Origin of the sequence: Mycolicibacterium llatzerense (genome assembly GCF_000878195.1) — a bacterium.
Classification (GTDB): Bacteria; Actinomycetota; Actinomycetes; order Mycobacteriales; family Mycobacteriaceae; genus Mycobacterium; species Mycobacterium llatzerense.
Genome location: NZ_JXST01000067.1, coordinates 1 through 19,719 on the forward strand (window position 1 = coordinate 1; position 19,719 = coordinate 19,719).

Below are 19,719 nucleotides of genomic sequence, written 5' to 3' on the forward strand. Positions count from 1 at the left end.
ACACCAACCGTCGTTGACCAACGACCGTCACCGACCGCGCTGGCACCGATCAAACGAAAGCCGCCCCAGAACAACACTGGGGCGGCTTTCACCTGCCTCTTGACAAACAGTCCCTACATATCAGTTGAGCACGGCGTGGGCGGCGTTGTAGCCCGGGACGAAGTTGACGGCCGGGCCACCGTGGCAGCCGGCGCCGCCCAGGTACAGCCCCTCGACCGGCAGCTCCTGGTCGAGGTAGCCGCGCGGACCGGGCCGGTTCGGGCCCATCTGTTCGGGGTGGATCAGGCCGTGGCAATAGTCGCCTCCGGGGGCACCGAACATTCGCTCCATGTGCCGCGGGGTGAACGTGGTGTGGCGCAGGATCAACTTCTCGAAGTTGGGTGCCACGCGGGTGATCTTGTCGATAACCCGTTGTCCCATCTCACGTTTCATCGTGCCGTAGTCGCCGTCGCCTTCGACCGGGAACCACAGCGCGAACGCCGACGACGCATGCTTACCCGGCGGCGCCAGCCCGGGATCCTGCACCGACGGAATCTGCCAGGCGATGGACGGATCGGCCGGCACGATACCCCGGCGACTGTCCTCCCACTGCTGCTGCAGTTCTTCGGGAGTGCTGAAAAGTCCTATGGTGCCCTGCAATTCGGGGTTGTTCAGGATTTCGTAGGGCTCGTCGAACTCAGGGATGCCGTCGAGCGCGAAGTGCATCTGCAGGTAGCTGCCCCGGTGGTCGACCCGCGTGTAGCGGGCCCGCACGTCGTCGGGCACGGCGCCGCCGAGCAGTCGATCCACGGTGTGCGACGGAGCAAGCGACGAAACCACCACGGGCGCAGTGATTTCCGTGCCGTCTTCGAGCCGGACGCCGGTGACCCGGCCCCCGTCTACGGTGATGGCCGCGACCGCACTGCGCAACCGGACCTCACCGCCGTGCGCGACGAACGTGTCCTCGAGATGCTTGGTCAGCGCGCCGATGCCACCCTTGAGCTTTCGCATCAGCGACGCGCCGTCGGTCGGGACCGCGAGGCCGAACGCCAGCGCGGCGGCACTGCCGGGGGTGGCCGGGCCGCGGTAGGTGGAGTTGCACGCCAGCACCGACAGCATGCCGCGGATGGCGCCGTGCTTGTTCTTGTCCGGCAGGTAGCGATCCAGTACGTCGGTCACCGACCCGAACAGCATGTCGGTGATGGCCGACCGCTCGAATTCATTTGTGGCGCAGGCGTACATCTCGTCGTAGGTCTTGGGCGGCAGCCCCGCGTCGAACCGGCCGAGGGCCCGGGCGGGCGCCATGCTCCAGGCCATCAGTCCGGCCATGCCGTTGACGGCCTCGGCGCCGTGCAGCTCGTTCATGTGGGTGAGCAGCTTCATCGGATCGGAGTAGAAGAGGAACGGCTCGTCGCCGATCCCCCGCATGTTGACCGACATGACCTCCAGCTCGACGCTGGGCACTTCGTCGAGGCCGAGCTCCTGGCTCACCTTGAGGGACGTCGGGAACTGCTCGGACCCGGCGATCTCGAACTTGAAGCCGTCGAACAGCTCGACGGTCGAGGCCATGCCGCCGGAGTAGAGCTTGGACTCCAGGCACAGCGTGCGCAGCCCCGCCTTCTGCAGCATCACCGCCGAAGCCAGCCCGTTGTGCCCCGCTCCCACCACGATCGCGTCGAATTGCGCCATGTCCGCAGACTCGCACCGTCGGACCAGTTGTGTCAATAGTGACAAAACTTTGAGCGACGGGATTCAGACCGGCCCGGCCGCCAGCTGATCCAACGCCTCGTGACACATGCGCGCCAGATCAGCCAACGACCGCTCTGCGCCCAGCATCCACACCTCCATCGCGCCGAACACCGCGGCCGCGATGGTCCGCGAGGTCACCGCGATCCGCAACCGGTCCGTCGGTCCGCCGCGCCGCGCCAGATGCTCGGCGATGGCGTCGGCGAAGTCCGCCTCGACCTGGCGGATGTGGCTGACGATCCGATCGGCGTCGAGTTCCTGTTCGCGCAGCGCCGCAATCTTGGTGACGGCGCCAAAGTCGTACGGAAAAGCAAAGATCGCGGCTTGCACCGCTATCAGCACGGGCTCGTCAGCAGGCCGTCCGGCCAGCGCCGTCCGGAACCAGTGCAGGCCGGCGTCGTAGTCGGCGAACAGCAGCTCGTGCTTGGAGGTGAAATGCCGGTAGAACGTGCGCAGGGACACCCCCGCATCCGCGGCGATCTCCTCGGCGGTGGTGCCCTCCACGCCCTGCGCCAGGAAGCGGACCAACGCCGCCTGTTGCAACGCCTCGCGCGTACGCTCACTGCGGACGGTCTGCGGCGGGCGAGGCATCCCAGTACGGTACCGCAGAATGTTTTGTCATGATTGACAAAACATTGGGCGGCGAGCAGACTCCGCTGGCATGGTCTCGCTCATCGTCCACGGCCTCCTCGGACTGATCACCATCGCGTTCATCGTCAAGCTCAATCCGGCGGTGTTCCGCAAGCCCGCCGACGGACCCGCGTTCTCGGCTCTCGAGGTGGCCTACTACGTCATCGGCATCGCCTCGATAGCGCTCGGCTACTACTTCAACACCAAGTTCGTGATGGATTACCAACCTCCGAACGGCAATCCGATCACCGGGCCGGGCAGCTGGTCGGATTACATCCGGCTGATGTTCGTCAACCCCGCAGCGTCCTCTGCCGGCCAGGACTACACGATCATCAATGTGATCCTGCTGCCGTTGTTCACCATCGCGGACGGTCTGCGGCGCGGCATCCGGCATCCGTGGCTGTTCTTCGTCAGCAGCCTGTTCACCAGTTGCGCCTTCGCGCTGGCGTTCTACTTCGCGGTCATCGCGCGGCAGCAGCGGCATCAGGGTGCGGCCGACAACGTCAGGGGTTCTGCGACAATCTCGGGGTGACGCCCCCGAGGATGGTCGCCCGCCTGCGGCCCTACGCCTCCACCATCTTCGCCGAGATGTCGGCGCTGGCCGCGCGGGTCGGCGCCGTCAACCTCGGCCAGGGTTTTCCCGACGAGGACGGCCCGGTGCCGATGCTCGCGGTGGCGCAGCAAGCCATCGCCGACGGCGTCAACCAGTACCCGCCGGGCCCGGGTATCCCCGCGCTGCGCCAGGCCATCGCCGCCCAGCGAAAACGGCACTACGGCGTCGAATACGACCCAGACACCGAGGTACTGGTCACCGTCGGCGGCACCGAGGCCATCGCGTCGGCCGTGATCGGACTGGTCGAGCCGGGGTCCGACATCCTGATCATCGCGCCGTTCTACGACTCCTACTCCCCGGTGATCGCAATGGCGGGATGCCGCCGGGTCGTCGTCCCGCTGGCAGCGGACAACCACGGATTTGCCATCGACATCGACCGGGTCCGCGCCGCGATCACCCCGCAGACCCGCGCCCTGATCCTCAACTCACCGCACAACCCCACGGGCATGGTCGCCAGTCACGACGAGCTGACAGCCATCGCCGCACTCGCCATCGAGCACGACCTGTTGGTGATCACCGACGAGGTCTACGAGCAGCTGACGTTCGACGGCCATCAGCATCGGCCGCTCGCGGGTTACCCCGGCATGGCCGAGCGCACCGTCACCATCTCCAGCGCCGCGAAGATGTTCAACTGCACCGGCTGGAAGATCGGTTGGGCCTGCGGGCCCGCCGACCTGATCGCCGGCGTCCGCGCCGCCAAGCAGTACCTGACATACGTCGGGGGCGCGCCGTTCCAGCCGGCCGTCGCGCACGCGCTCGACCACGAGGACGCGTGGGTCGCGGCGCTGCGAAAGTCCTACCGCGGCAAGCGGGACCGGCTGGCGGGCGCCCTGACCGACATCGGATTCGATGTGCACGACAGCTTCGGCACCTACTTCCTGTGCGCCGATCCCCGGCCCCTGGGATACGACGACAGCACAGCGTTCTGCGCGCAACTCCCCGAACGGGTCGGCGTCGCGGCCATCCCGATGTCGGCGTTCCTGGATCCCGACTCACCTGACTCGGCGGGCTGGAATCACCTGGTGCGCTTCGCCTTCTGCAAGCGCGACGACACCCTCGACGAGGCCATCAGCCGGCTCCGCACCCTGTGATTCGTGCACGAATCGCTTGCGCCATGCGGTCATTGGCCTCGACTGCGACGGCCCGGCCGTAGTCGTCCCTACCGGCAGAGTGTGGACTAGCCGTAGAGCCGAGTCACCCGGGCCCGCAGCCGGTCGACCGCAGCATCGAGCACCAGTTTGCGGGCTCGGCGCAACAAGAACTCCGGAATGGGGGCAACCAGGTCGACGATGATGTCGAACCGCACCCGGGTCCGATCGCCCTCGCGAGTCAATTTGTACTCGGCATGCTGACTGCGTTGTTGGAACGTGTCGGCCGCGTCCCACACCATCCAGTCATCACCCCAGTGGTATTCCAGGAGCTCCTTGTCGGTGATGCCCATGATCTTCACGGTCGCTTTGACGTGGTGCGGACGACCGTCGGGATATCGATCTACTACCTGTAATTCCCGGTGCAAGCTGCGCCATTGCGACGCCTCGTCCATATCGGCCAGCGCATCCATGATGGCTTCGGGCGAGGCGTCGATCACCAGCTCTCGGGACGCCATAACTGCCATAAGAGCAAATTTAGTCCTCTACACCGGCCTCGGGTAGGGAATACGTCAGCTAACTTCTCAACCGTTACCAACCGACCTCGTCGATCGGCGTGGTCTGCTGCGGCGGGGCACCGACCGGGCCGGACGGGGTGCGCGAGAACCGCGGCGCCGGTGCGGCCTGGTCGACGCCATCGACGGTGACGATGGTCGACCTGGCCCGGAGGTGGTCACCGGCCGCGGCCTCGGTCCAGTTGAGCACGGGAGTGACGCAGGCGTCGGTGCCGGCAAAGGTCTCGGCCCACTCGGCGCGGGTCCGGCTCGCGAACCGGGCAGCAAAGATGTCGCGCATCTCGTCGTAGCGCGCGAGGTCGAACTGGTTGGGTACCTCGGCGGGATCCAGGCCGAGACCCACAAGTAGCTGAGCGAAGAACTGCGGCTCGATCGAGCCGACCGCCATGTAGCCGCCGTCGGAGGTCTCGTACACGCGGTAGTACGGGGCGCCGCCGTCGAGGAGGAACGACTCGCGCTCATCTTTCATCACGCCGGTGGACTTCATGGTCCACATCATCTGGGCGAGCATGCTGACACCGTCGACCATCGCCGCGTCGACCACCTGGCCGCGGCCGGACTGTTCGCGTTCGTACAGTGCCGTCACGATGCCGATCAGCACCAGCATCGAACCGCCGCCGAAGTCGGCGACCAGGTTCAGGGGTGCCACCGGCGGGCGGTCGCGGTAGCCGATGGCCGACAGCGCGCCGGTCTGCGACAGGTAGTTGATGTCATGGCCCGCGGTCTGCGCGAGCGGTCCGTCCTGCCCCCAGCCGGTGATCCGGGCGAAGATCAGCCGCGGGTTGACGGCCTCGCACTCGGCCGGCCCGATGCCGAGGCGCTCACAGGTGCCGGGGCGGAAACAGTCAAGCAGCACATCGGCTTTCGCGGCCAGCGCGAGCAGCGCGGCCGGGTCGGACTTCACATCCAGGTCGACGATCCGCTTGCCGCGGTGCAGCAGGTCGACGTTCTCGGCAGGCATGGTCAGACCGCCGGGGCGACGGACCCGCACCACGTCGGCGCCGAGGTCGGCCAGCATCATGGCGGTGTGCGGCCCGGGGCCGATCCCGCCGAGTTCGATCACCTTGACACCGGCCAGTGGCCCCGCATTCGTCATCCCGCGACGTTAGCCCATGGGTCGACGAGGCTGAATCCCGGTGCGCGTCAGCCCTTCTTGTTCTTCGCCATGAACTTTTTCAGCCCCTCGGTGGCGGTCTCTGCGCCACCGCTGACGCTGCGCTTCAACAGGAATCCGGGGATCGGCACCACCGGGTCGACGGTGATCTCGAACTTCACCTTGGTCTTGTTGCCGGCCGGGGTCAGCGTGTAACGCGCTTCCTGCTTCTTGAGCGACGACGACCTGATCAGCACCCAGCTGCCCGTCAGGTCGGTCCAGGTGTACTCCAGGATCTGATCGTCGGCCATGCCGGCAGCCTTGATGGTCATCTTGGCCTGCTTCGGCCGGCCGTTGTCGTAGGTGGCCAGCACCTCGGCCTTGGTGTACTGCGGCGACCACACCGGCGTCTGCGCCAGATCGGCGATGACATCCATGATCTCTTCAGGGGTTGCCTCGATGGTCACTTCGTGCGACGCGCTGACTGCCATGGCGCGACCCTAGACCACGGGGCAGCGCGCCGGGGCCGGGATGGTGCAACCAGCGGGACGATCTCCGCTAGTGGATACCGGCCTGGATCTTCGTGGCGATATCAGCGGCCGCTGTCACCGGCGCCTTGGGAGTGCATGCCTCGACGTCGATGATCAGGTTGGCGACCAGCTGCAAAACGTGTTGGCACCAACGGGTTTCGGGTCCGGTGCCACGCGTGATGGGCATCGCGAGTTTGGTGTCGGTGCGCTCCAGGTCGCCGGACAGCCACTTCGGCAGCGGCTTGTCGTTGAGCCGGATGTTCACGTGGTGGTTGGTGCACTTGGACCACCGCTCGGCCGAGAGGTTGAAGAAGTTACGGGCCGCCGCGGACGTCGGGTAGTAGACGACCGACTGTGCCGCCAGGTAGTTCCACTGATCGACATCGGGCGTCCGCAGCATCTGCTGCCGCATGACCTTCCAGTCCTGGCCGCTCTTGACGTCCTTGCCGTCCTTCGAATAGATGACGGCTTCGTTGATCTGCCAGACACCGAGGCAATTCAGGTTCGGCAGCATGTTCCGGTGGTCGTCCATCGCATCCGTCGGCGGCTGGCCGACCAGGCCCGTGACGCCCATCGTCTTGTTCAGTTCGGCCGGGGTCAGCAGCAGATCGTTGATGCTCGACTCGGCAACCACCGACGGGGTGGCGGGCGTCGGCGTCCCGGTCTTACCGCCGCAGGCAGCCAGGGCCAGGCACAGCACGGCAACGCCCAAGGCGTGTCGCTTCACGTGTTCCTTATATACCGGCGCGCGCTCAGGCGTGGGTACCGGCCGCGGCGCACCCACGCTGGACGGCCTCGGCGTTGGTATTGACCTCGGTGGCGGTGCTGTCGAGGCTGCCGCCCGTCATCCCGATGCCCATCTTCACCAGCAGCTTGGCGGCACCCACCGACCATGACCGCATGGGGCCGGCGATGTCCGGCGCCAGGCCGGGCGTGTTCGCCGCATCCATGGCAACCGCCGCGGACTGTCGCAGGCTGGTCCGGCCGGCCACATTGCTCTGGTGCACGTACGGGTCGTTTGCGTCGAGGCTGTCGGCGAAGCCCTCGTAACCGGAGGCCGCGCCGTCAAGCGCGGACGCGAACTGCGAGCATGCCACCACCGCGGCCGGGTCGGCGTTCGACGACGTGACACCGGAAGCCTGCACACCAGCGCCGGCATCAATAGGACCGATAGGACCCGCTTCGTCGTCGGCCGCCGCCGCGGGCAGGTACATCGCCCCAGCGCCGAATACGACAGCAGACGCGGCAACCAGCCGTACCCAGGTGCGTGAAGACTTCACCGTTTCCTCCAAGTCATTCGGTGTGACCGCCGCATCCTCCGGAGACGATCGCCTCCGGCAATGACGGACGCTCGGCGTTCGACCCTCTCACGGTCAGGCGTGTACATGGCCAGTTGGTTAACGGTAGACAAACCGGCGCTTTCCAATCTCCGTCGGTTGCATTTCACCGGCGGCCGAATGACCTAGATCACAGTCGCTGAACTGCACATTCATTGGTCGGCTACCACGACAAATGAATCCAGCAATACACGCATATTCCCGCTTCGCCCAGTAGTTGATAACGCAGGGGCAAGTTTTTGCAGTCCGTTAACCGTCCGGCAACCCGGCCAGTAGATGCTCCGCAGCGACACAAATTCAGCAACGCTCAGCGATCCGCAGCGACGCTGATTACCCGATACGAGAGGCGCGCTCATCACCATGTCGAACCGTTATGCCATGTTGGCAGCCCTTTGCGTGGTGCTCCCGGTCGGCACCGCGCCGCTGGCACTCGCCGACCCGCCCGCCGACCCGGCCGTGCAGCCGGCCGGCAACCCGGGTCCCCCGCCTCCGGGCGAAGGCGCCGTGCCGTCGGGCCCCGCCGGAATCCTGGACACCCCGGACGGCTGGCGCCTGTCGGTCGTCGGCACCAACGAGACCCAGCTGCCCGTCGCCCCGCTGACCACCGCGATCTCCTCGCGCGAATACTGGGTCGCCGGCACCTTCACCGGCACCGTCACCGGTGGCGGAAAGACCAAGCTGGCTGGTGGAACGCTGGAAGCCGGAGAGCAGATCGGCTGCGGCATCATCTCTGACGAGGCCGAGATCAACCCCGGTATCAGCTTCACGCCGGGTATCAAGATCCCGTTCGCCGGCACTGACCCCAGCCTGGGCACCGGCATCAGCCTCCAGGGCAAGGTCTACCTGAAGCCCGGCACCGTGACCACCGTGGCGATCGACAAGAAGTCGTTCAAGGGCACCACGGCCCGCGTCACCATCACCGGTGTCCGGATCAAGACCGACCAGTGCGCCGGCCAGTCCTTCATCCGGTCGTACGCCACCCTGACCAGCTCGACCGACAACACCGACGACGTCATCACCTACCTCGGTGTGACCAAGTCCGTCTGACCCTGATGTCCGGTGCGGGCAAAACAGCTCACCACGAGCCTGCCCGCACCGGGCACAGACACCGGACGCGAATTTAATCAGTCAGAACAAAAATATTGTCACTGATTAAAAAATTTGATCGTCACGCATCACCGAGCCAGTTCCGAGTAATTGGCCAGCCGTTCACCAATTCGAAATACGACTATTGAATGCTCCGGGAATCGAAATTGTTCCGATCTCGGATTCCAACCACGAGAGGCGCCGTAACCCCATGTTGAACCGACTTGCCACATTGGCTGCCGCAGCAGGCGTGCTGCTGTCGGCGACCGTTACGCCGCTCGCCCTGGCCGACCCGGTTGACCCCGCCGGCTTCGACGGCCCGCCGCCGGACACCGGCATCGTCGCTTCCGACGAGCCGGCGCGCATCACCAGCCCGGACGGCTGGATCCTGGAGGTCGTCGCCAAGAACGAGACCCAGCTGCCGGTCGCCCCTCTGACCACCGCCGTCAGCTCGCGCGAATACCTCGTGGGCGGCACGTTCAGCGGCACCGTCACCGGCAACGGCAAGACCAAGCTGGCCGGTGGCACGCTGGAGGCCGGCTACCAGATCGGTTGCGGCATCGAGCTCGGCCAGGTGCGTCTGATCGGCCAGATTGGTCTGAGCACCTCGGGCTCCACCCTCGCCGGCCTGATCCCCACCGGTGTCAGCATGCCGATGTCGGGCACCCTGGAAATCCACGCCAAGCCGGGCACGGTCACCCAGGTGCCGGTCGACAAGAAGACCTTCAAGTCGGCGCCGGTGCGCGTCACCCTCAAGGACACGCACATCAAGATCGACGGTTGCGTCGGCCAGTCCTTCCTGCGGTCCTACGCGGTGTTGACCAGCTCGACCACCGACACCGACGACATCGTCGCCTACTACGGCATCACGAAGTCGGTCTGATGCACCGTGTTACACGCGGAGTTGTTGCCGCCGCAGGGATTTTCCTTGCGGCGGCGGCAATGACGCAGACTGACGTCGCATCCGCTGATCCCCTGCCCACTCCGGTCCCAGCGCCTGGCCCCGCAATGCCGCCTCCCGCCCCGGTCGCAACCGACGGTCCAGGGGGGAACATGGCGATCCCGATCGCGGGCGCCAACCTGGGTCCGCAGGGTCTGAACGTTCTAGGGCAAAGCAACGGGTCGAGCCCCTTGTCTGCCGCTCTTGGCGCGCCGTCCGACCTGACCGGCCTGGACCGCGGCTCCGTTCTCGGCCAGTACGCCGCACCCTCGGCTCCCGGTGGGGACGCGCCCGTCACGACTCCGAACCTGCGCGCATTCAACAACGGCTACGGCCCGCAGCAGTGCCTCAAGCCGTCGGCCCCGGGCAAGTGCGAGCAGTTCGGCGTCGAAGCCGGCCAGGAGAACGAGGACGTCACCGGACGTCAGTGGCTGGGCCGCTACATCGACATGTACCGCGACGGTCGCCTCAAGGGCGGCCTGCTCGGACAGATGCCGCGCGAACAGCTCGGCGAATCCCTGCCCGGTACCGCTCCGCCGCCGGGCACCAACATCCCGCCGGGCCTGGTCGAGTTCCGACCGGACCCCGCCGATGTCCCGCCCCCGCCAGGGGCACCGGTGCCGCCGGTTCCTCCGGCCCCGGCCAACTGAATACGCGATTTGGGCCCGTCAACTCCGGTTGACGGGCCCAAATCGTCTGTGCCGAACCGCTCCCGACGGTCGGAACATTCTGCAATTCGGACAGCCTCGCCAATTAAGCCGCAGCACGAGCAGCCGTCACGTATACACAGACGATGACGGTAAGCGCCGGTCTATGGGGCATGGGCGGACTGGCAGCGGCCATCATCGGGGTGGGACTCACCACCGGGACAGCCGTCGCATCGGCCGACAACGATTCCGGCCACGACACTGCCGGTGGTCCCGCCTCTTCGGCCGTCAGCTCCACCGCGCACGCCGGCAGTAACCGCGCGACCCCACACGCGAGCGGCAGCCGATCCCCCGCCAGCATCAAACCCGCGACGAAATCGGCTGGTAAGCAGTCGCCCGGAGCGGCCACATCAACCACCGGCGCCTCCTCGTCGCGACCCCGCGTCACGTCGAATCCCCTTGTCACCAAGCCCAAGCCAGCAGCCAGGGTTTCGGCCGTAACCCCGACCGCCACCAGCACTACGCCTGCCGCCGTCGCAGCTGCGCTCCCCTCGACAACGACCCAGAACGCCGTGCCGGCGCCGCCCAACAACCCGGCCGGATGGATGCGTGCACTGATCTACAACCCGCTGCACACCGGCATCGAAGGCTGGATCAACAGTCCGCTCGGGCAGGGCGTCGACGGCGTCATCAACAGGCTGGCCGGCACCTACGTGATCGGGAACGGCCGCACCGGCACCGCGACCGCACCGAATGGCACGGCCGGCGGATGGCTGCTCGGCGACGGCGGGGCCGGTTGGGACAGCACCGAGGCCGCGGTCTCCGGAGGCAACGGCGGCGCAGCGGGCATGGTCGGCAACGGCGGGCGGGGCGGGACCGGCGGCGCGGGAGCGTCCGGCGGCACCGGCGGCGCCGGAGGCTTCCTGATGGGCGTTGGCGGTCACGGCGGAAACGGCGGTGCGATGTCCGGGGGCACCGGCGGAGCGGGTGGACGGGGCGGCCAGGGCAAGGGCCTGTTGTTCGGCGCCGGCGGCGGTGGCGGCCGAGGCGGCGACGGGGCCGACGGCGGCCGCGGAGGGAATGGCGGCTCCGGCGCCTTCATTCTGGGCATCGGCGGTGCCGGCGGAGATGCCGGAAACAGCGGCGTCGGCGCCGTGTCCACCGGGTTGCCGGCGCTCGGTGGAGCAGGCGGCAACGCAGGCCTGCTCGGCAACCACGGCTCGGTCGGTAAGTCCGGTACCGGAGCCACGCTCGTCCAGACAGGTGCCAACGGCTCCATGCTGTCCGTGACGTCCACTGGGGTCTGGCTGACCAACAGCGACGGGCAGGTTGTCCTGCTGCACGGATTCAACGAGGTGTACAAGCTCGCGCCGTACGAACCGTCGGCCAGCGGATTCAGCGAGGACGACGCTGCATTCCTGGCGGCCAACGGCTTCAATGTGGTGCGGCTGGGTGTCATCTGGGCCGGGGTCGAGCCCGAGCCCGGGGTGTACAACGCTGCTTATGTCGCGTCGATCCAGCAGACCGTCCAGATGCTCGCCGCACACGGCATCTACACGATCATCGACATGCACCAGGACCTGTACAGCGCATCACTCGGTGGCGAGGGCGCCCCGGAGTGGGCCACGCAGACCGGCGGGCTGCCCAACCAGGGATTCGGCTTCCCCGGCAGCTACTACCTGAACCCCGCCGAAACCGCGGCGTGGGACGCATTCTGGAACAACTCGAACGCCGCCAACGGAATCGGGCTCCAGGACAACTACGCCAAGGCCTGGGAGACGGTCGCTGCCGCAATGGCCGGCAACAACAGCGTCATCGGGTACGACATCATGAACGAGCCCTTCCCGGGCACCTCCTGGCTGCCGACTCTGCTGGGCAGCCCGTTCTACGGATATCAACAGCTGACCCCGATGTACAACCAGGTGGCGGCTGCCATCCGGGCCGTGGATCCGAACACCGCGCTGTTCGTCGAGCCCGCCAACCCCGCGGTCTCCGAGATACCCGCGATCCTCGGCGCGCCGATCCAGCTGGGCACCATCGACGACACGAATGTCGTTCTGGCGTTTCATGACTACTGCGCCGGGTCGGCCACCAGCAGCATCTGCGGGTGGCTGGCGAGGCAGCAGGCCAACACCGCGAACGCCTACGGGAAGGCCCACAACGTCCCGGTGTTCATGAACGAGTTCGGCGCCTCCAACCTGACGTCGGATCTGAAAGCCGAGATGAGCGCCGCCGATCAATACCTGATGAGCTGGTCCGAGTGGGCCTACTCCGGTGTCGGCGACATCACCACCAGCGGCAGCACCGACGGCGAGTCAGTGGTCTACGACCCGGCCCTGCCACCGACCGGCGGCAACGTCAACACGGGCAGCCTGCAGGTGCTGGCGTCCCCGTATCCGCAGGCGGTTTCCGGAACCCCGCTCAGGCTCTCAAATACCAAGGGCACCTTCACCTTCAGCTACTCGACGGCGGAGGCGGATGGTTCGGGTAACTTCGCGGTCGGTTCACAGAGCACCATTTCGGTGCCCGCCGTCGCATACCCGAACGGGTACACGGTCACCGTCACCGGCGGCCACGTGGTCTCAGCCGCGAACGCACCGGCATTGGTGATCGCATCGGACACCGACACTGGCGTCGTCCAGGTCGTGGTGACCGCCGCGCCCTGACGCTTCGGCACTCACGTCAGCGGCAGCGCACGTTCGGGTTCTGGCAGACCATCCCTACGCCGCCCCAACGGGATACAGCGGCACCCGCATCGCGCGGGTCCACCGACAGCGCCGGAGTCGAGGTGATCAGCTGATCGATGATCGACGGCACGATAGGCCATGTCGGGTCAGGCTGCGCGTGGGCCAGGCCGGCACCTGCGCTCACGCCGAGAACACCGAGCGCACAGGCCGTCAACCGGACCACCCATCTGCGCTTCATGGTTTCTTCCTCGGGCCGACTGACTGACTTCATCCCACGATATGCCGCTTACCCTTGCGCGTCGATGTCGCGTATCGATCACAAATGCGGAACAACTCGAATCTCGGTGGAACACGTTGGCCCTCAAGTGAATCGTCCACCGCTTAGCGTTTCGGCCGTGAAGCCGATACGCGTGCTTTTCCGCCGCGCTGCGGTTATCGCTGTGTGTGTCGTCGTCACCGCACCCTTGACGCCGCCGGCGGGCGCCGATCCGGCGGCGGTACCCGACGCCGCGCCGCCTACCGACGGAAAAGTCCCGCCAGGCGTGCCGGCCACCGTCAACACGCCTGATGGCTGGACCTTGACGCTCGGCGCCCGGGATGAGTCGCAGGTGCCAGTGGCGCCGTTGACGACCGCCGTGTCGTCACGTGAATACCTCTCGAGCGGCATCTTCATCGCGTCGCTGGTCGGGCCTGGAGAACCACGGGGGTTATTGGAAGTCGGTTATGAGATCGGGTGCGGCATCGATATGAGCACGTCGAACGGCGTGACGATGGCCGGCAGCGCCGGCCTGACGCCGTCGGTCGGGGTGTCGGGGCCATTGGGCGCGGTGCCGACGGGAATCCTGCCGGTGATCTCGACGCCAGTGAACGGCGTCATCACCGTAGGGCTCAAACCCGGCTTCGTGCTCGTGGTGCCGGTCAACAAGAAGGAATTCAAGAGCGCCAACCCCTGGGTGATGATCAGCAACTTTCACATCAAGATCGATGGCTGCGTGGGTCAGTCGTTCATTCGCTCGTACGCGACGCTGACCCGGCAGACCGATCAATCCGACGTCGTGCTGTCCTACGTCGGAGCAACGACAACTGTCTAGCCGGCCCTGTGCTTCGCCCGAGCCAGAATCGGCGCGGCAGCGACGGTAGTGAACGGCACCGCCATCGGGAAATCGGTTGTCAGTGAGGTGATTTCATGGCTTCGTACCAGCGTAGCCAACGCCAGGGTGGCCTCCAGCATCGCGAAGTGATCGCCGACGCATTTACGTGGGCCGCCGCCGAACGGCAGATACTGCCACCGATCCCGGCCCGCCGAGTTCTCCGGAGCGAACCTGTCAGGATCGAATTCCAGCGCCCGTTCCCACAGTGCCGGGTCGCGGTGCAGCGCGTAGATGCCCACCCCGATCAGGCTGCCTTCCTCGACCCGATAGCCATCAACGGCGATGTCGCGCTTCGCGATTCGGGTTGTCATGGCACCGGGCGGGCAAAGTCGCAGAGATTCGTTGAGCACCTGGACGGTGTAGGGCAAGCGGGTCACATCGTCGTGGCCGAGTTCTCGGGCGCCGAGCGCCGCGACCTCATCAGCCACCCGGCTCTGAACCTCATGGTGATTGCCCAGCGACCACAACGAGTAGGCCAGTGTCGTCGCGGTCGTGTCATGGCCGGCCAGGATGAAGATGATGAGCTCGTCGCAGATTTCGCTGTCAGTCAAGGCACGGCCGGTGTCCGGGTCGGTCGCCTCCATGAGCGCCCGCACCAGCGGTGCCTCCCGCGCAGGATCAGCGCGGCACGCCGCCAGGATCTCCCCGGCGAGGGTGTGCAGCGTGGCGCTGGCAGCCTGGGCCCGATTGCGTGCGGGTGTCGGCAGCCAACGGGGCGCGCGCACCGGTGCCAGCGCTCGATCCATCGCATAGGACAACGCCACCAACAACGGCTCGGCGACGGAGGTCGCCTGCTCGTCGAAGTCGGCGCCCAGCACCGCGCGGCCGAGCGCGCGCAGGGTCAGCCGTCGGCACTCGGCGTCCAGATCGATCGCGACTCCTTCTCGCCAGCCCGCGGCGACCGTCTCCGCCGCCTGCACCATGTACCCGCCCCAGCCGCGGACATGGTGCTTGGTGAACAGCGGCTGCAACGTGCGCCGCCGCGGCAGCCACGGGGCGTTCGGTAGGTCGAACAGGTTCGGGCCGAGCACGTGACGAATCTCGTCGTGCACCGCGGTGCGGTCGACGTCGTCGCTGGTGAGGACATCGTGTGCGCCTTGCGGAGAGGTCACCATGACCAGCGGAGGCGCTACCCATCGGGGCATCAGCACCAAGCGGGTAACCGGGCCTCCCGCGTCCCGCAGTGTCTCCAGCCCTGTGTGATACGTCCGCGCCGCTTGCATCTGTTGCCGGTACGGCAGCGGGTTCTTGGGCGCCAGCGGCAACGCCTGGACACCGGCCGAGTTCACCGTGGTCATGCCGAAAAGCCAATCAGTGCCGAACCGGCAGCGCGTCAATCAAACGAAGGATCTTTGGCGACGATTCGCGATCGGGGACCGGCGTAGCGTGGCCGTTGTGTCGACCGAGCCGAACAACCACTATCACCACCTGGCATTCGGCCCCGATGCGCTGAATCGTCAGCAGCGCAACGGCAGCTATCTGGCCTATGGCCGGCACACCGAACGCGCCGACGACGGCCCCCAGCGCCTCGACGACCGCGAGCTGCTGATGATCCGGCGGGCGGACCAATTCTGCCTGGCCACTGTCACCCCCAATGGCTGGCCCTATCTCCAATACCGCAGCGGCCCAGCCGGATTCGTCCGGTATCTACCAGAGACCGGCCGCCTGCGGTTCATCGATCTGCCGGGCAACAACCAGTTCGTCACCCTCGGCAACCTGGCGGCCGACGACCGGCTGGCCATGTTCTTCGTCGACTATCCGCGGCGCAGCCGGCTCAAGGTCTTCGGCCGCGGGACAGTCATCGAAGACGGGCCGCAGCGGGAGATCGAGATCGCGGTCGAGGCCTTCGACTGGAACTGCTCGCGGTCCATCATCCCGCGATTCGATCGCGAGTACCTGCGTGAGCTGGGTGAGGCGTACCAAGCCAAGTTCGACGGGCGAGAAGCCGAGCTGCAGGCCGAGATCGAGGCACTCAAAGCGCGGGTAGCCGAGCTGGAGAGCCGCTGAGCCAGCAGCCATTCTGTTTGTCCGCCTGCGGGGCCAAACAGGCCGGCGTTCAAGGCCATACCCATTCGGATTCGACCGCGTAGGCGGTGACCTGCGCGTTAAGGTCGCTTATGTCAAGGACCCAGCAGGAGCGTCGTGAGACGACGGTAGCCGGAATCCTGGGTGCGACCATCGACACGATCATCGAGGTCGGCTATGCCCGCGCTACTGCGGCTTTGATCGCGAAACGTGCCCACGTGTCCGACGGCGCGATCTTCCGGCACTTCCCCACGATGAGGGAACTGATGGCCGCGACCCTTGGTGAGGCCGGCAGACGACAACTCGCGTTGTACAAGAGCCAGATCGCACAAATCCCGGCCGACGCGCGCACCCCGGAGGCATTGTTGCGGGTCCTGCGCGACATCACGCACAACCCGACCAACGGCGTCACCTACGAACTGCTGGTCGCCGCGCGAACCGACGAAAAGCTCAGGGTCATGCTCAAAGACGAGATCACGCAGTACCAAATGAACATCTTTCACGCTGCGGAATCACTGCCTGCAGCCGAAGGCCTTGACTCCCAGGGCAGGCAGAACTTCCAGGCGATGGTGATTGTGCTGCTCAACGCATTCGACGGCGCCGCCATCTTCCAGGACGTCCTACCGCCGACCGCGGAAATCGAGGAGCGCCGGATGACAGTCCTGTCGTCGCTGGTGAGTGTGGCGACGTCCGGCTAGGAGCCCGCCAAGGCATCCCGGAACTCATCCGAGACGTAGAACGGGATGAGCCGACGCCGTAGCACCGATTCCAGGTAGCCCCGCTCGTCGAGCAAGGCGATCACCGGAGGGCCGAAGCGGAGAGCTTCCTCGATCATGTCCTCCCGCCCGACTCCGAGATCGAGCAGCAGCTCGTAAAGGCTTACCTCGCCGTACTTTTCGAAGACGTGGTCGATGCCCTCGTCGAGCAGCGCCCGGAAGTAGTCGGTGTCGCGAAAGGTGCGCCAGAATTCGTAGACCGGCACGACCGCGTCCTCGACGTCGCGAGCGGAGATCGCCGATGCCGCAGACGACAGCGGGGTGTCGAGGTTACTGCGCCACAGCTCGTTGACCGCATCGGCGAGCACGTTCTCGTCTGCATGCGTGTGCGCGAGGAGAAAGCGGGCGCCACGGCGCGCCAGGCCCTCTGCCCGAAGCTCCAGCCGTTCGACCGCAGACTGCGGCATCCGGGCGCCGAGTCCGCCAATGATGCGGCCCACCCGGCCGCGGGCCAATGACTTGCCACCCTCCGTGACAGATTCCGCGAGCGAGTGCTGAACCAGCGTCACGCAGAATTCCGCGAACGCCTCGCTGCTCAGGATTCGCTCCAGCACGCGCTGGGTGACCCCCATCTCGACCACCATCGCACTGAGCTCGCCGAAACGCCGCCCGTCGATGACGTCGCCGAAGCTGGTGTCCGTGGTCGCGGTGAGCTGATACAGCCGCAAGGCAACCTCACTGACCAGTTCCGCGATGCCGCCTTCCACCGGCACCTGCACGGCGTACTTCGCGGCAACGTTCTTGATCATGGTGGGCGTGACGGCGTCAGACAGCGTGATCTCCGACGCCTCCAGCAGGGCGTGCTCGATCTCGTCGAGCACCAAGCTGTGGTAGTTCTCGCCGCGCAGCTGCTGCATGGCGAACGCCACCTGCGCGTCGAGGAGGCGGGCGGCGACCGGTTCGAGCTGCGGCTCGAGGTCATCGACCGGCTCAGGGAAATTGGTCATCACCAGCACCTTACCCAGCGGAACTCAGCGGCCGCGGGTTGCGAGACCGGCCGGCACCTCGATACTCAGCGACGCACGGTCGGACTGTGCCCCACCCCGGACTGCGGCACCGACACGGGCGGACGGTTCTGCCTCATACTCAGGCAAGCGCCCAGGCCGCCGCCGACACATGGCACACCATTGATGGTCGGTACCGGTCCACCTGATCGGTTCCCGGTTGGATCGAAAGCAGCGTCGGCCGCCGCGGGCGATGCAAGGCCGATCGCCAGTGCCCCGCATGCCGCCAGGTACGTGCCCATCCGAAAGAGACCGGCCATCATCGCCACGCTTTCACCCGTTCAGTGACCAACGTAGCCCGACGCCACAGTTAGAGGTACACCCGCGAGTTGACTGAGTGAGCGCGCGAGTTCCGTCCCGCTGTCACCTCAGCGGGAGACGCCCAAATCTCCGCGGGGACCATGCCGGTGATCCCCTTATCCTTGGATTTCGGGGGCAGGGGGATGCGATGGACTACCTGGCGGGACAGCTCGTCTTCTTGGCGATCGTCGCGGTGCTTATCGGCGGCGTGATCTGGGCAGTGGTGGTGATGCGCAAGCCACGCCCGCGGCTTGAAGACGAAGAAGACGAGTCATGACTCGCTGGTCCGCAGCCGTAGTAGCGATCGTTGTCTCGGTTGCCGGAGCTGCCGCACTGCTGGCTGCCCCCAAGTCCGCCGCCGAACCGATGACGGTGTGTCCTCCGAACCAGTCGACGTACTGGAACGGGCAGCCGTGCTTCCCGCAGCCCTGCGTGCCCCCGTACGCGCCGGGGATCCCGCCGTGCTTCATGCCGGCGCCACAGATCGGTCCGAACGGCGCGCCGGTATTCGGATGAGCTGCGTTGAACTCCACGGTCGGCGCTTCGTTACGGCGCGGATCGCTTACGTCACCGGGGCCGTGTCGTGGTGGGTGTTCGTCGTCGCTCGTCTCATGACGGAGATGAATTCAGCGCCATTGAACTTCGGCCTGCCGCGGCGGTACGCCGACTATGACGAGTCGATATTCGGAGTCGGGTTGGGGCACAAAGACTTTGGCTGGACGGCGTACGAGCCGCTGACCGACCATCCGCTGGCGCTGAACGACGGGTTCTTCATCGTGAACGTCCTCTCGACCGTCGCGGTCGTGGCGCTGGCCATCACTACGATTGCCGCCGTGGTCGAAGCGATATCCGTCGCGCGATGGCCCGCGGGCATTGTCACGATTCTCGCGCCGATCACCGGCGCCGCCATCATTCTCAGTGCGCTCCACTACGGCACGGGATTCGGCGGTGGTCTCGAGTTGAGCTTGCTGGTGGTGTTCGCACTGGTTCTGCTCGGCGTCGCGATTCGTGAAGTGTGGAGCCGGTTGTGGGCGCCTCGCCCGACCCGGGCCGAATAACCTCACCCGGATTGGCGGTGACGCGGTTCTCCACGGCGCAGAGGGCCGCACTGAACGACGCGTCGGGTGCCGAGTGACGGCGGTGGAGGTACGTGGCGAGTACGACGCCGGAGTTGGGATCGGTAGCGCTGCGGTGATGGTCCGCTTCGTCCCGTAAGTGCGTACACGATGCGGGAGGACGCGATCATGTGGTGGACGATTCCGGTCGTGGTCATCGCGTTCGACGCGGCGCTCATTTTGCTCTTCGTAACCGTCAAGCGACGGGGGCTTCAGCGCCTTGGAACTACCCGCGGCGGGAGCTTCGGGCCTGTTGCCGACGCCGGAGCTGCCGGCTGGGCGGCCGGTGCCGACTTCTCCGGCTGCAGCGAGGGAGGCCACGGGGCGCACTCGGGTTGCGGTGGTGGGCACAGCGGCTGCGGTGGTGGCGGTTGCGGTGGTGGGGGCGGCTGCGGCG

22 protein-coding genes and 1 pseudogene are annotated in these 19,719 nt (G+C 66.4%); 13 read left to right on the forward strand and 10 right to left on the reverse strand.

Annotation, left to right across the window (positions count from 1 at the left end):
- Window positions 1–120: 120 nt before the first annotated feature.
- Window positions 121–1,668, reverse strand: coding sequence for a phytoene desaturase family protein (locus tag TL10_RS28095; protein WP_043988244.1), 1,548 nt, complete (start codon window positions 1,666–1,668; stop codon window positions 121–123).
- 63 nt (window positions 1,669–1,731) lie between these two features.
- Window positions 1,732–2,316 (reverse strand): TetR/AcrR family transcriptional regulator, encoded by a 585-nt coding sequence (locus tag TL10_RS31520; RefSeq protein WP_043988245.1) that lies wholly within the window; start codon window positions 2,314–2,316, stop codon window positions 1,732–1,734.
- A 70-nt stretch (window positions 2,317–2,386) separates the two neighbouring features.
- On the opposite strand from TL10_RS31520, the gene TL10_RS28105 reads away from it, so the two are divergent.
- Complete coding sequence (locus TL10_RS28105; RefSeq protein WP_043390484.1) at window positions 2,387–2,887, forward strand: DUF2834 domain-containing protein; 501 nt, start codon at window positions 2,387–2,389, stop codon at window positions 2,885–2,887.
- Window positions 2,888–2,898: 11 nt separating this feature from the next.
- Window positions 2,899–4,059 carry a pyridoxal phosphate-dependent aminotransferase gene (locus TL10_RS28110; RefSeq protein ID WP_043988247.1) on the forward strand — a complete coding sequence of 387 codons (1,161 nt, stop codon included), beginning with the start codon at window positions 2,899–2,901 and terminating at the stop codon, window positions 4,057–4,059.
- A gap of 86 nt (window positions 4,060–4,145) precedes the next feature.
- Here TL10_RS28110 and TL10_RS28115 read toward each other — a convergent pair whose 3' ends face one another.
- The 5 genes from TL10_RS28115 to TL10_RS28135 all read right to left on the reverse strand — a co-directional run bounded on the left by TL10_RS28115 (window position 4,146) and on the right by TL10_RS28135 (window position 7,534).
- Window positions 4,146–4,583 carry an SRPBCC family protein gene (locus TL10_RS28115; RefSeq protein ID WP_043390478.1) on the reverse strand — a complete coding sequence of 146 codons (438 nt, stop codon included), beginning with the start codon at window positions 4,581–4,583 and terminating at the stop codon, window positions 4,146–4,148.
- 64 nt (window positions 4,584–4,647) lie between these two features.
- Window positions 4,648–5,727, reverse strand: a complete 1,080-nt coding sequence (locus tag TL10_RS28120; protein WP_043988249.1) for a CaiB/BaiF CoA transferase family protein — start codon at window positions 5,725–5,727, stop codon at window positions 4,648–4,650.
- Between the two features lie 47 nt (window positions 5,728–5,774).
- Window positions 5,775–6,215: an SRPBCC family protein gene (locus tag TL10_RS28125; protein WP_043390474.1), complete on the reverse strand. Its 441-nt coding sequence runs from the start codon at window positions 6,213–6,215 to the stop codon at window positions 5,775–5,777.
- 67 nt (window positions 6,216–6,282) lie between these two features.
- Complete coding sequence (locus tag TL10_RS28130) at window positions 6,283–6,981, reverse strand: sensor domain-containing protein (RefSeq protein WP_043988260.1); 699 nt, start codon at window positions 6,979–6,981, stop codon at window positions 6,283–6,285.
- A 25-nt stretch (window positions 6,982–7,006) separates the two neighbouring features.
- Complete coding sequence (locus tag TL10_RS28135; RefSeq protein WP_043988261.1) at window positions 7,007–7,534, reverse strand: Rv2240c family protein; 528 nt, start codon at window positions 7,532–7,534, stop codon at window positions 7,007–7,009.
- A 417-nt stretch (window positions 7,535–7,951) separates the two neighbouring features.
- Here TL10_RS28135 and TL10_RS28140 point away from each other — a divergent pair, with 417 nt between their 5' ends.
- From TL10_RS28140 to TL10_RS29880, 4 genes are all read left to right on the forward strand, one after another.
- On the forward strand, window positions 7,952–8,638 hold the full coding sequence (locus tag TL10_RS28140) for an MspA family porin (RefSeq protein WP_043988251.1): 687 nt from the start codon (window positions 7,952–7,954) through the stop codon (window positions 8,636–8,638).
- Window positions 8,639–8,888: 250 nt separating this feature from the next.
- A complete protein-coding gene (locus TL10_RS28145) occupies window positions 8,889–9,560 on the forward strand; it encodes an MspA family porin (RefSeq protein ID WP_043390464.1) in 672 nt (223 codons plus the stop codon).
- A gap of 170 nt (window positions 9,561–9,730) precedes the next feature.
- A complete protein-coding gene (locus TL10_RS28150) occupies window positions 9,731–10,267 on the forward strand; it encodes a hypothetical protein (RefSeq protein WP_231575463.1) in 537 nt (178 codons plus the stop codon).
- Between the two features lie 143 nt (window positions 10,268–10,410).
- Complete coding sequence (locus TL10_RS29880) at window positions 10,411–12,930, forward strand: cellulase family glycosylhydrolase (protein ID WP_052506573.1); 2,520 nt, start codon at window positions 10,411–10,413, stop codon at window positions 12,928–12,930.
- 16 nt (window positions 12,931–12,946) lie between these two features.
- On the opposite strand, the gene TL10_RS28170 is transcribed toward TL10_RS29880, so the two are convergent.
- Entirely contained in the window at window positions 12,947–13,189 is a 243-nt protein-coding gene (locus TL10_RS28170) for a hypothetical protein (RefSeq protein WP_131630825.1), read from the reverse strand.
- A 172-nt stretch (window positions 13,190–13,361) separates the two neighbouring features.
- Here TL10_RS28170 and TL10_RS28175 point away from each other — a divergent pair, with 172 nt between their 5' ends.
- Window positions 13,362–14,042, forward strand: coding sequence for an MspA family porin (locus tag TL10_RS28175; RefSeq protein WP_043988262.1), 681 nt, complete (start codon window positions 13,362–13,364; stop codon window positions 14,040–14,042).
- On the opposite strand, the gene TL10_RS28180 is transcribed toward TL10_RS28175, so the two are convergent.
- On the reverse strand, window positions 14,039–15,400 hold the full coding sequence (locus TL10_RS28180) for a cytochrome P450 (RefSeq protein WP_043390457.1): 1,362 nt from the start codon (window positions 15,398–15,400) through the stop codon (window positions 14,039–14,041). The genes TL10_RS28175 and TL10_RS28180 overlap by 4 nt on opposite strands.
- Window positions 15,401–15,497: 97 nt before the next feature.
- On the opposite strand from TL10_RS28180, the gene TL10_RS28185 reads away from it, so the two are divergent.
- Window positions 15,498–16,109: a pyridoxamine 5'-phosphate oxidase family protein gene (locus tag TL10_RS28185; RefSeq protein ID WP_043390911.1), complete on the forward strand. Its 612-nt coding sequence runs from the start codon at window positions 15,498–15,500 to the stop codon at window positions 16,107–16,109.
- Window positions 16,110–16,219: 110 nt separating this feature from the next.
- On the forward strand, window positions 16,220–16,825 hold the full coding sequence (locus TL10_RS28190) for a TetR family transcriptional regulator (protein ID WP_043988258.1): 606 nt from the start codon (window positions 16,220–16,222) through the stop codon (window positions 16,823–16,825).
- On the opposite strand, the gene TL10_RS28195 is transcribed toward TL10_RS28190, so the two are convergent.
- The gene (locus TL10_RS28195) at window positions 16,822–17,850 is read right to left on the reverse strand and encodes a hypothetical protein (RefSeq protein ID WP_043988264.1); all 1,029 of its coding nucleotides are present in this window, start codon (window positions 17,848–17,850) and stop codon (window positions 16,822–16,824) included. The genes TL10_RS28190 and TL10_RS28195 overlap by 4 nt on opposite strands.
- 505 nt (window positions 17,851–18,355) lie before the next feature.
- Between TL10_RS28195 and TL10_RS32015 the strand changes: the two genes are divergently transcribed.
- The 4 genes and pseudogenes from TL10_RS32015 to TL10_RS31880 form a co-directional block, all read left to right on the forward strand.
- Window positions 18,356–18,484 carry a hypothetical protein gene (locus TL10_RS32015; RefSeq protein WP_260971728.1) on the forward strand — a complete coding sequence of 43 codons (129 nt, stop codon included), beginning with the start codon at window positions 18,356–18,358 and terminating at the stop codon, window positions 18,482–18,484.
- Window positions 18,481–18,723 carry a hypothetical protein gene (locus TL10_RS31075; protein WP_131630826.1) on the forward strand — a complete coding sequence of 81 codons (243 nt, stop codon included), beginning with the start codon at window positions 18,481–18,483 and terminating at the stop codon, window positions 18,721–18,723. The genes TL10_RS32015 and TL10_RS31075 overlap by 4 nt, the downstream gene beginning before the upstream one ends.
- A 104-nt stretch (window positions 18,724–18,827) precedes the next feature.
- Entirely contained in the window at window positions 18,828–19,265 is a 438-nt protein-coding gene (locus TL10_RS28200) for a hypothetical protein (protein ID WP_234711562.1), read from the forward strand.
- A 186-nt stretch (window positions 19,266–19,451) separates the two neighbouring features.
- Window positions 19,452–19,719 (forward strand): annotated as a pseudogene (locus TL10_RS31880) (hypothetical protein); the annotation flags it as partial.

Excerpts from the sequence above, each read along its gene's own strand:
- TL10_RS28095 (WP_043988244.1), bottom strand. The coding sequence starts at position 1,668 with ATGGCGCAATTCGACGCGATCGTGGTGGGAGCGGGGCACAACGGGCTG.
- TL10_RS31520 (WP_043988245.1), bottom strand. The coding sequence starts at position 2,316 with ATGCCTCGCCCGCCGCAGACCGTCCGCAGTGAGCGTACGCGCGAGGCG.
- TL10_RS28105 (WP_043390484.1), top strand. The coding sequence starts at position 2,387 with ATGGTCTCGCTCATCGTCCACGGCCTCCTCGGACTGATCACCATCGCG.
- TL10_RS28110 (WP_043988247.1), top strand. The coding sequence starts at position 2,899 with ATGGTCGCCCGCCTGCGGCCCTACGCCTCCACCATCTTCGCCGAGATG.
- TL10_RS28115 (WP_043390478.1), bottom strand. The coding sequence starts at position 4,583 with ATGGCAGTTATGGCGTCCCGAGAGCTGGTGATCGACGCCTCGCCCGAA.
- TL10_RS28120 (WP_043988249.1), bottom strand. The coding sequence starts at position 5,727 with ATGACGAATGCGGGGCCACTGGCCGGTGTCAAGGTGATCGAACTCGGC.
- TL10_RS28125 (WP_043390474.1), bottom strand. The coding sequence starts at position 6,215 with ATGGCAGTCAGCGCGTCGCACGAAGTGACCATCGAGGCAACCCCTGAA.
- TL10_RS28140 (WP_043988251.1), top strand. The coding sequence starts at position 7,952 with ATGTCGAACCGTTATGCCATGTTGGCAGCCCTTTGCGTGGTGCTCCCG.
- TL10_RS28145 (WP_043390464.1), top strand. The coding sequence starts at position 8,889 with ATGTTGAACCGACTTGCCACATTGGCTGCCGCAGCAGGCGTGCTGCTG.
- TL10_RS28150 (WP_231575463.1), top strand. The coding sequence starts at position 9,731 with ATGGCGATCCCGATCGCGGGCGCCAACCTGGGTCCGCAGGGTCTGAAC.
- TL10_RS29880 (WP_052506573.1), top strand. The coding sequence starts at position 10,411 with ATGACGGTAAGCGCCGGTCTATGGGGCATGGGCGGACTGGCAGCGGCC.
- TL10_RS28170 (WP_131630825.1), bottom strand. The coding sequence starts at position 13,189 with ATGAAGCGCAGATGGGTGGTCCGGTTGACGGCCTGTGCGCTCGGTGTT.
- TL10_RS28180 (WP_043390457.1), bottom strand. The coding sequence starts at position 15,400 with ATGACCACGGTGAACTCGGCCGGTGTCCAGGCGTTGCCGCTGGCGCCC.
- TL10_RS28190 (WP_043988258.1), top strand. The coding sequence starts at position 16,220 with ATGTCAAGGACCCAGCAGGAGCGTCGTGAGACGACGGTAGCCGGAATC.
- TL10_RS28195 (WP_043988264.1), bottom strand. The coding sequence starts at position 17,850 with ATGACCAATTTCCCTGAGCCGGTCGATGACCTCGAGCCGCAGCTCGAA.
- TL10_RS32015 (WP_260971728.1), top strand. The coding sequence starts at position 18,356 with ATGGACTACCTGGCGGGACAGCTCGTCTTCTTGGCGATCGTCGCGGTG.
- TL10_RS31075 (WP_131630826.1), top strand. The coding sequence starts at position 18,481 with ATGACTCGCTGGTCCGCAGCCGTAGTAGCGATCGTTGTCTCGGTTGCC.
- TL10_RS28200 (WP_234711562.1), top strand. The coding sequence starts at position 18,828 with ATGAATTCAGCGCCATTGAACTTCGGCCTGCCGCGGCGGTACGCCGAC.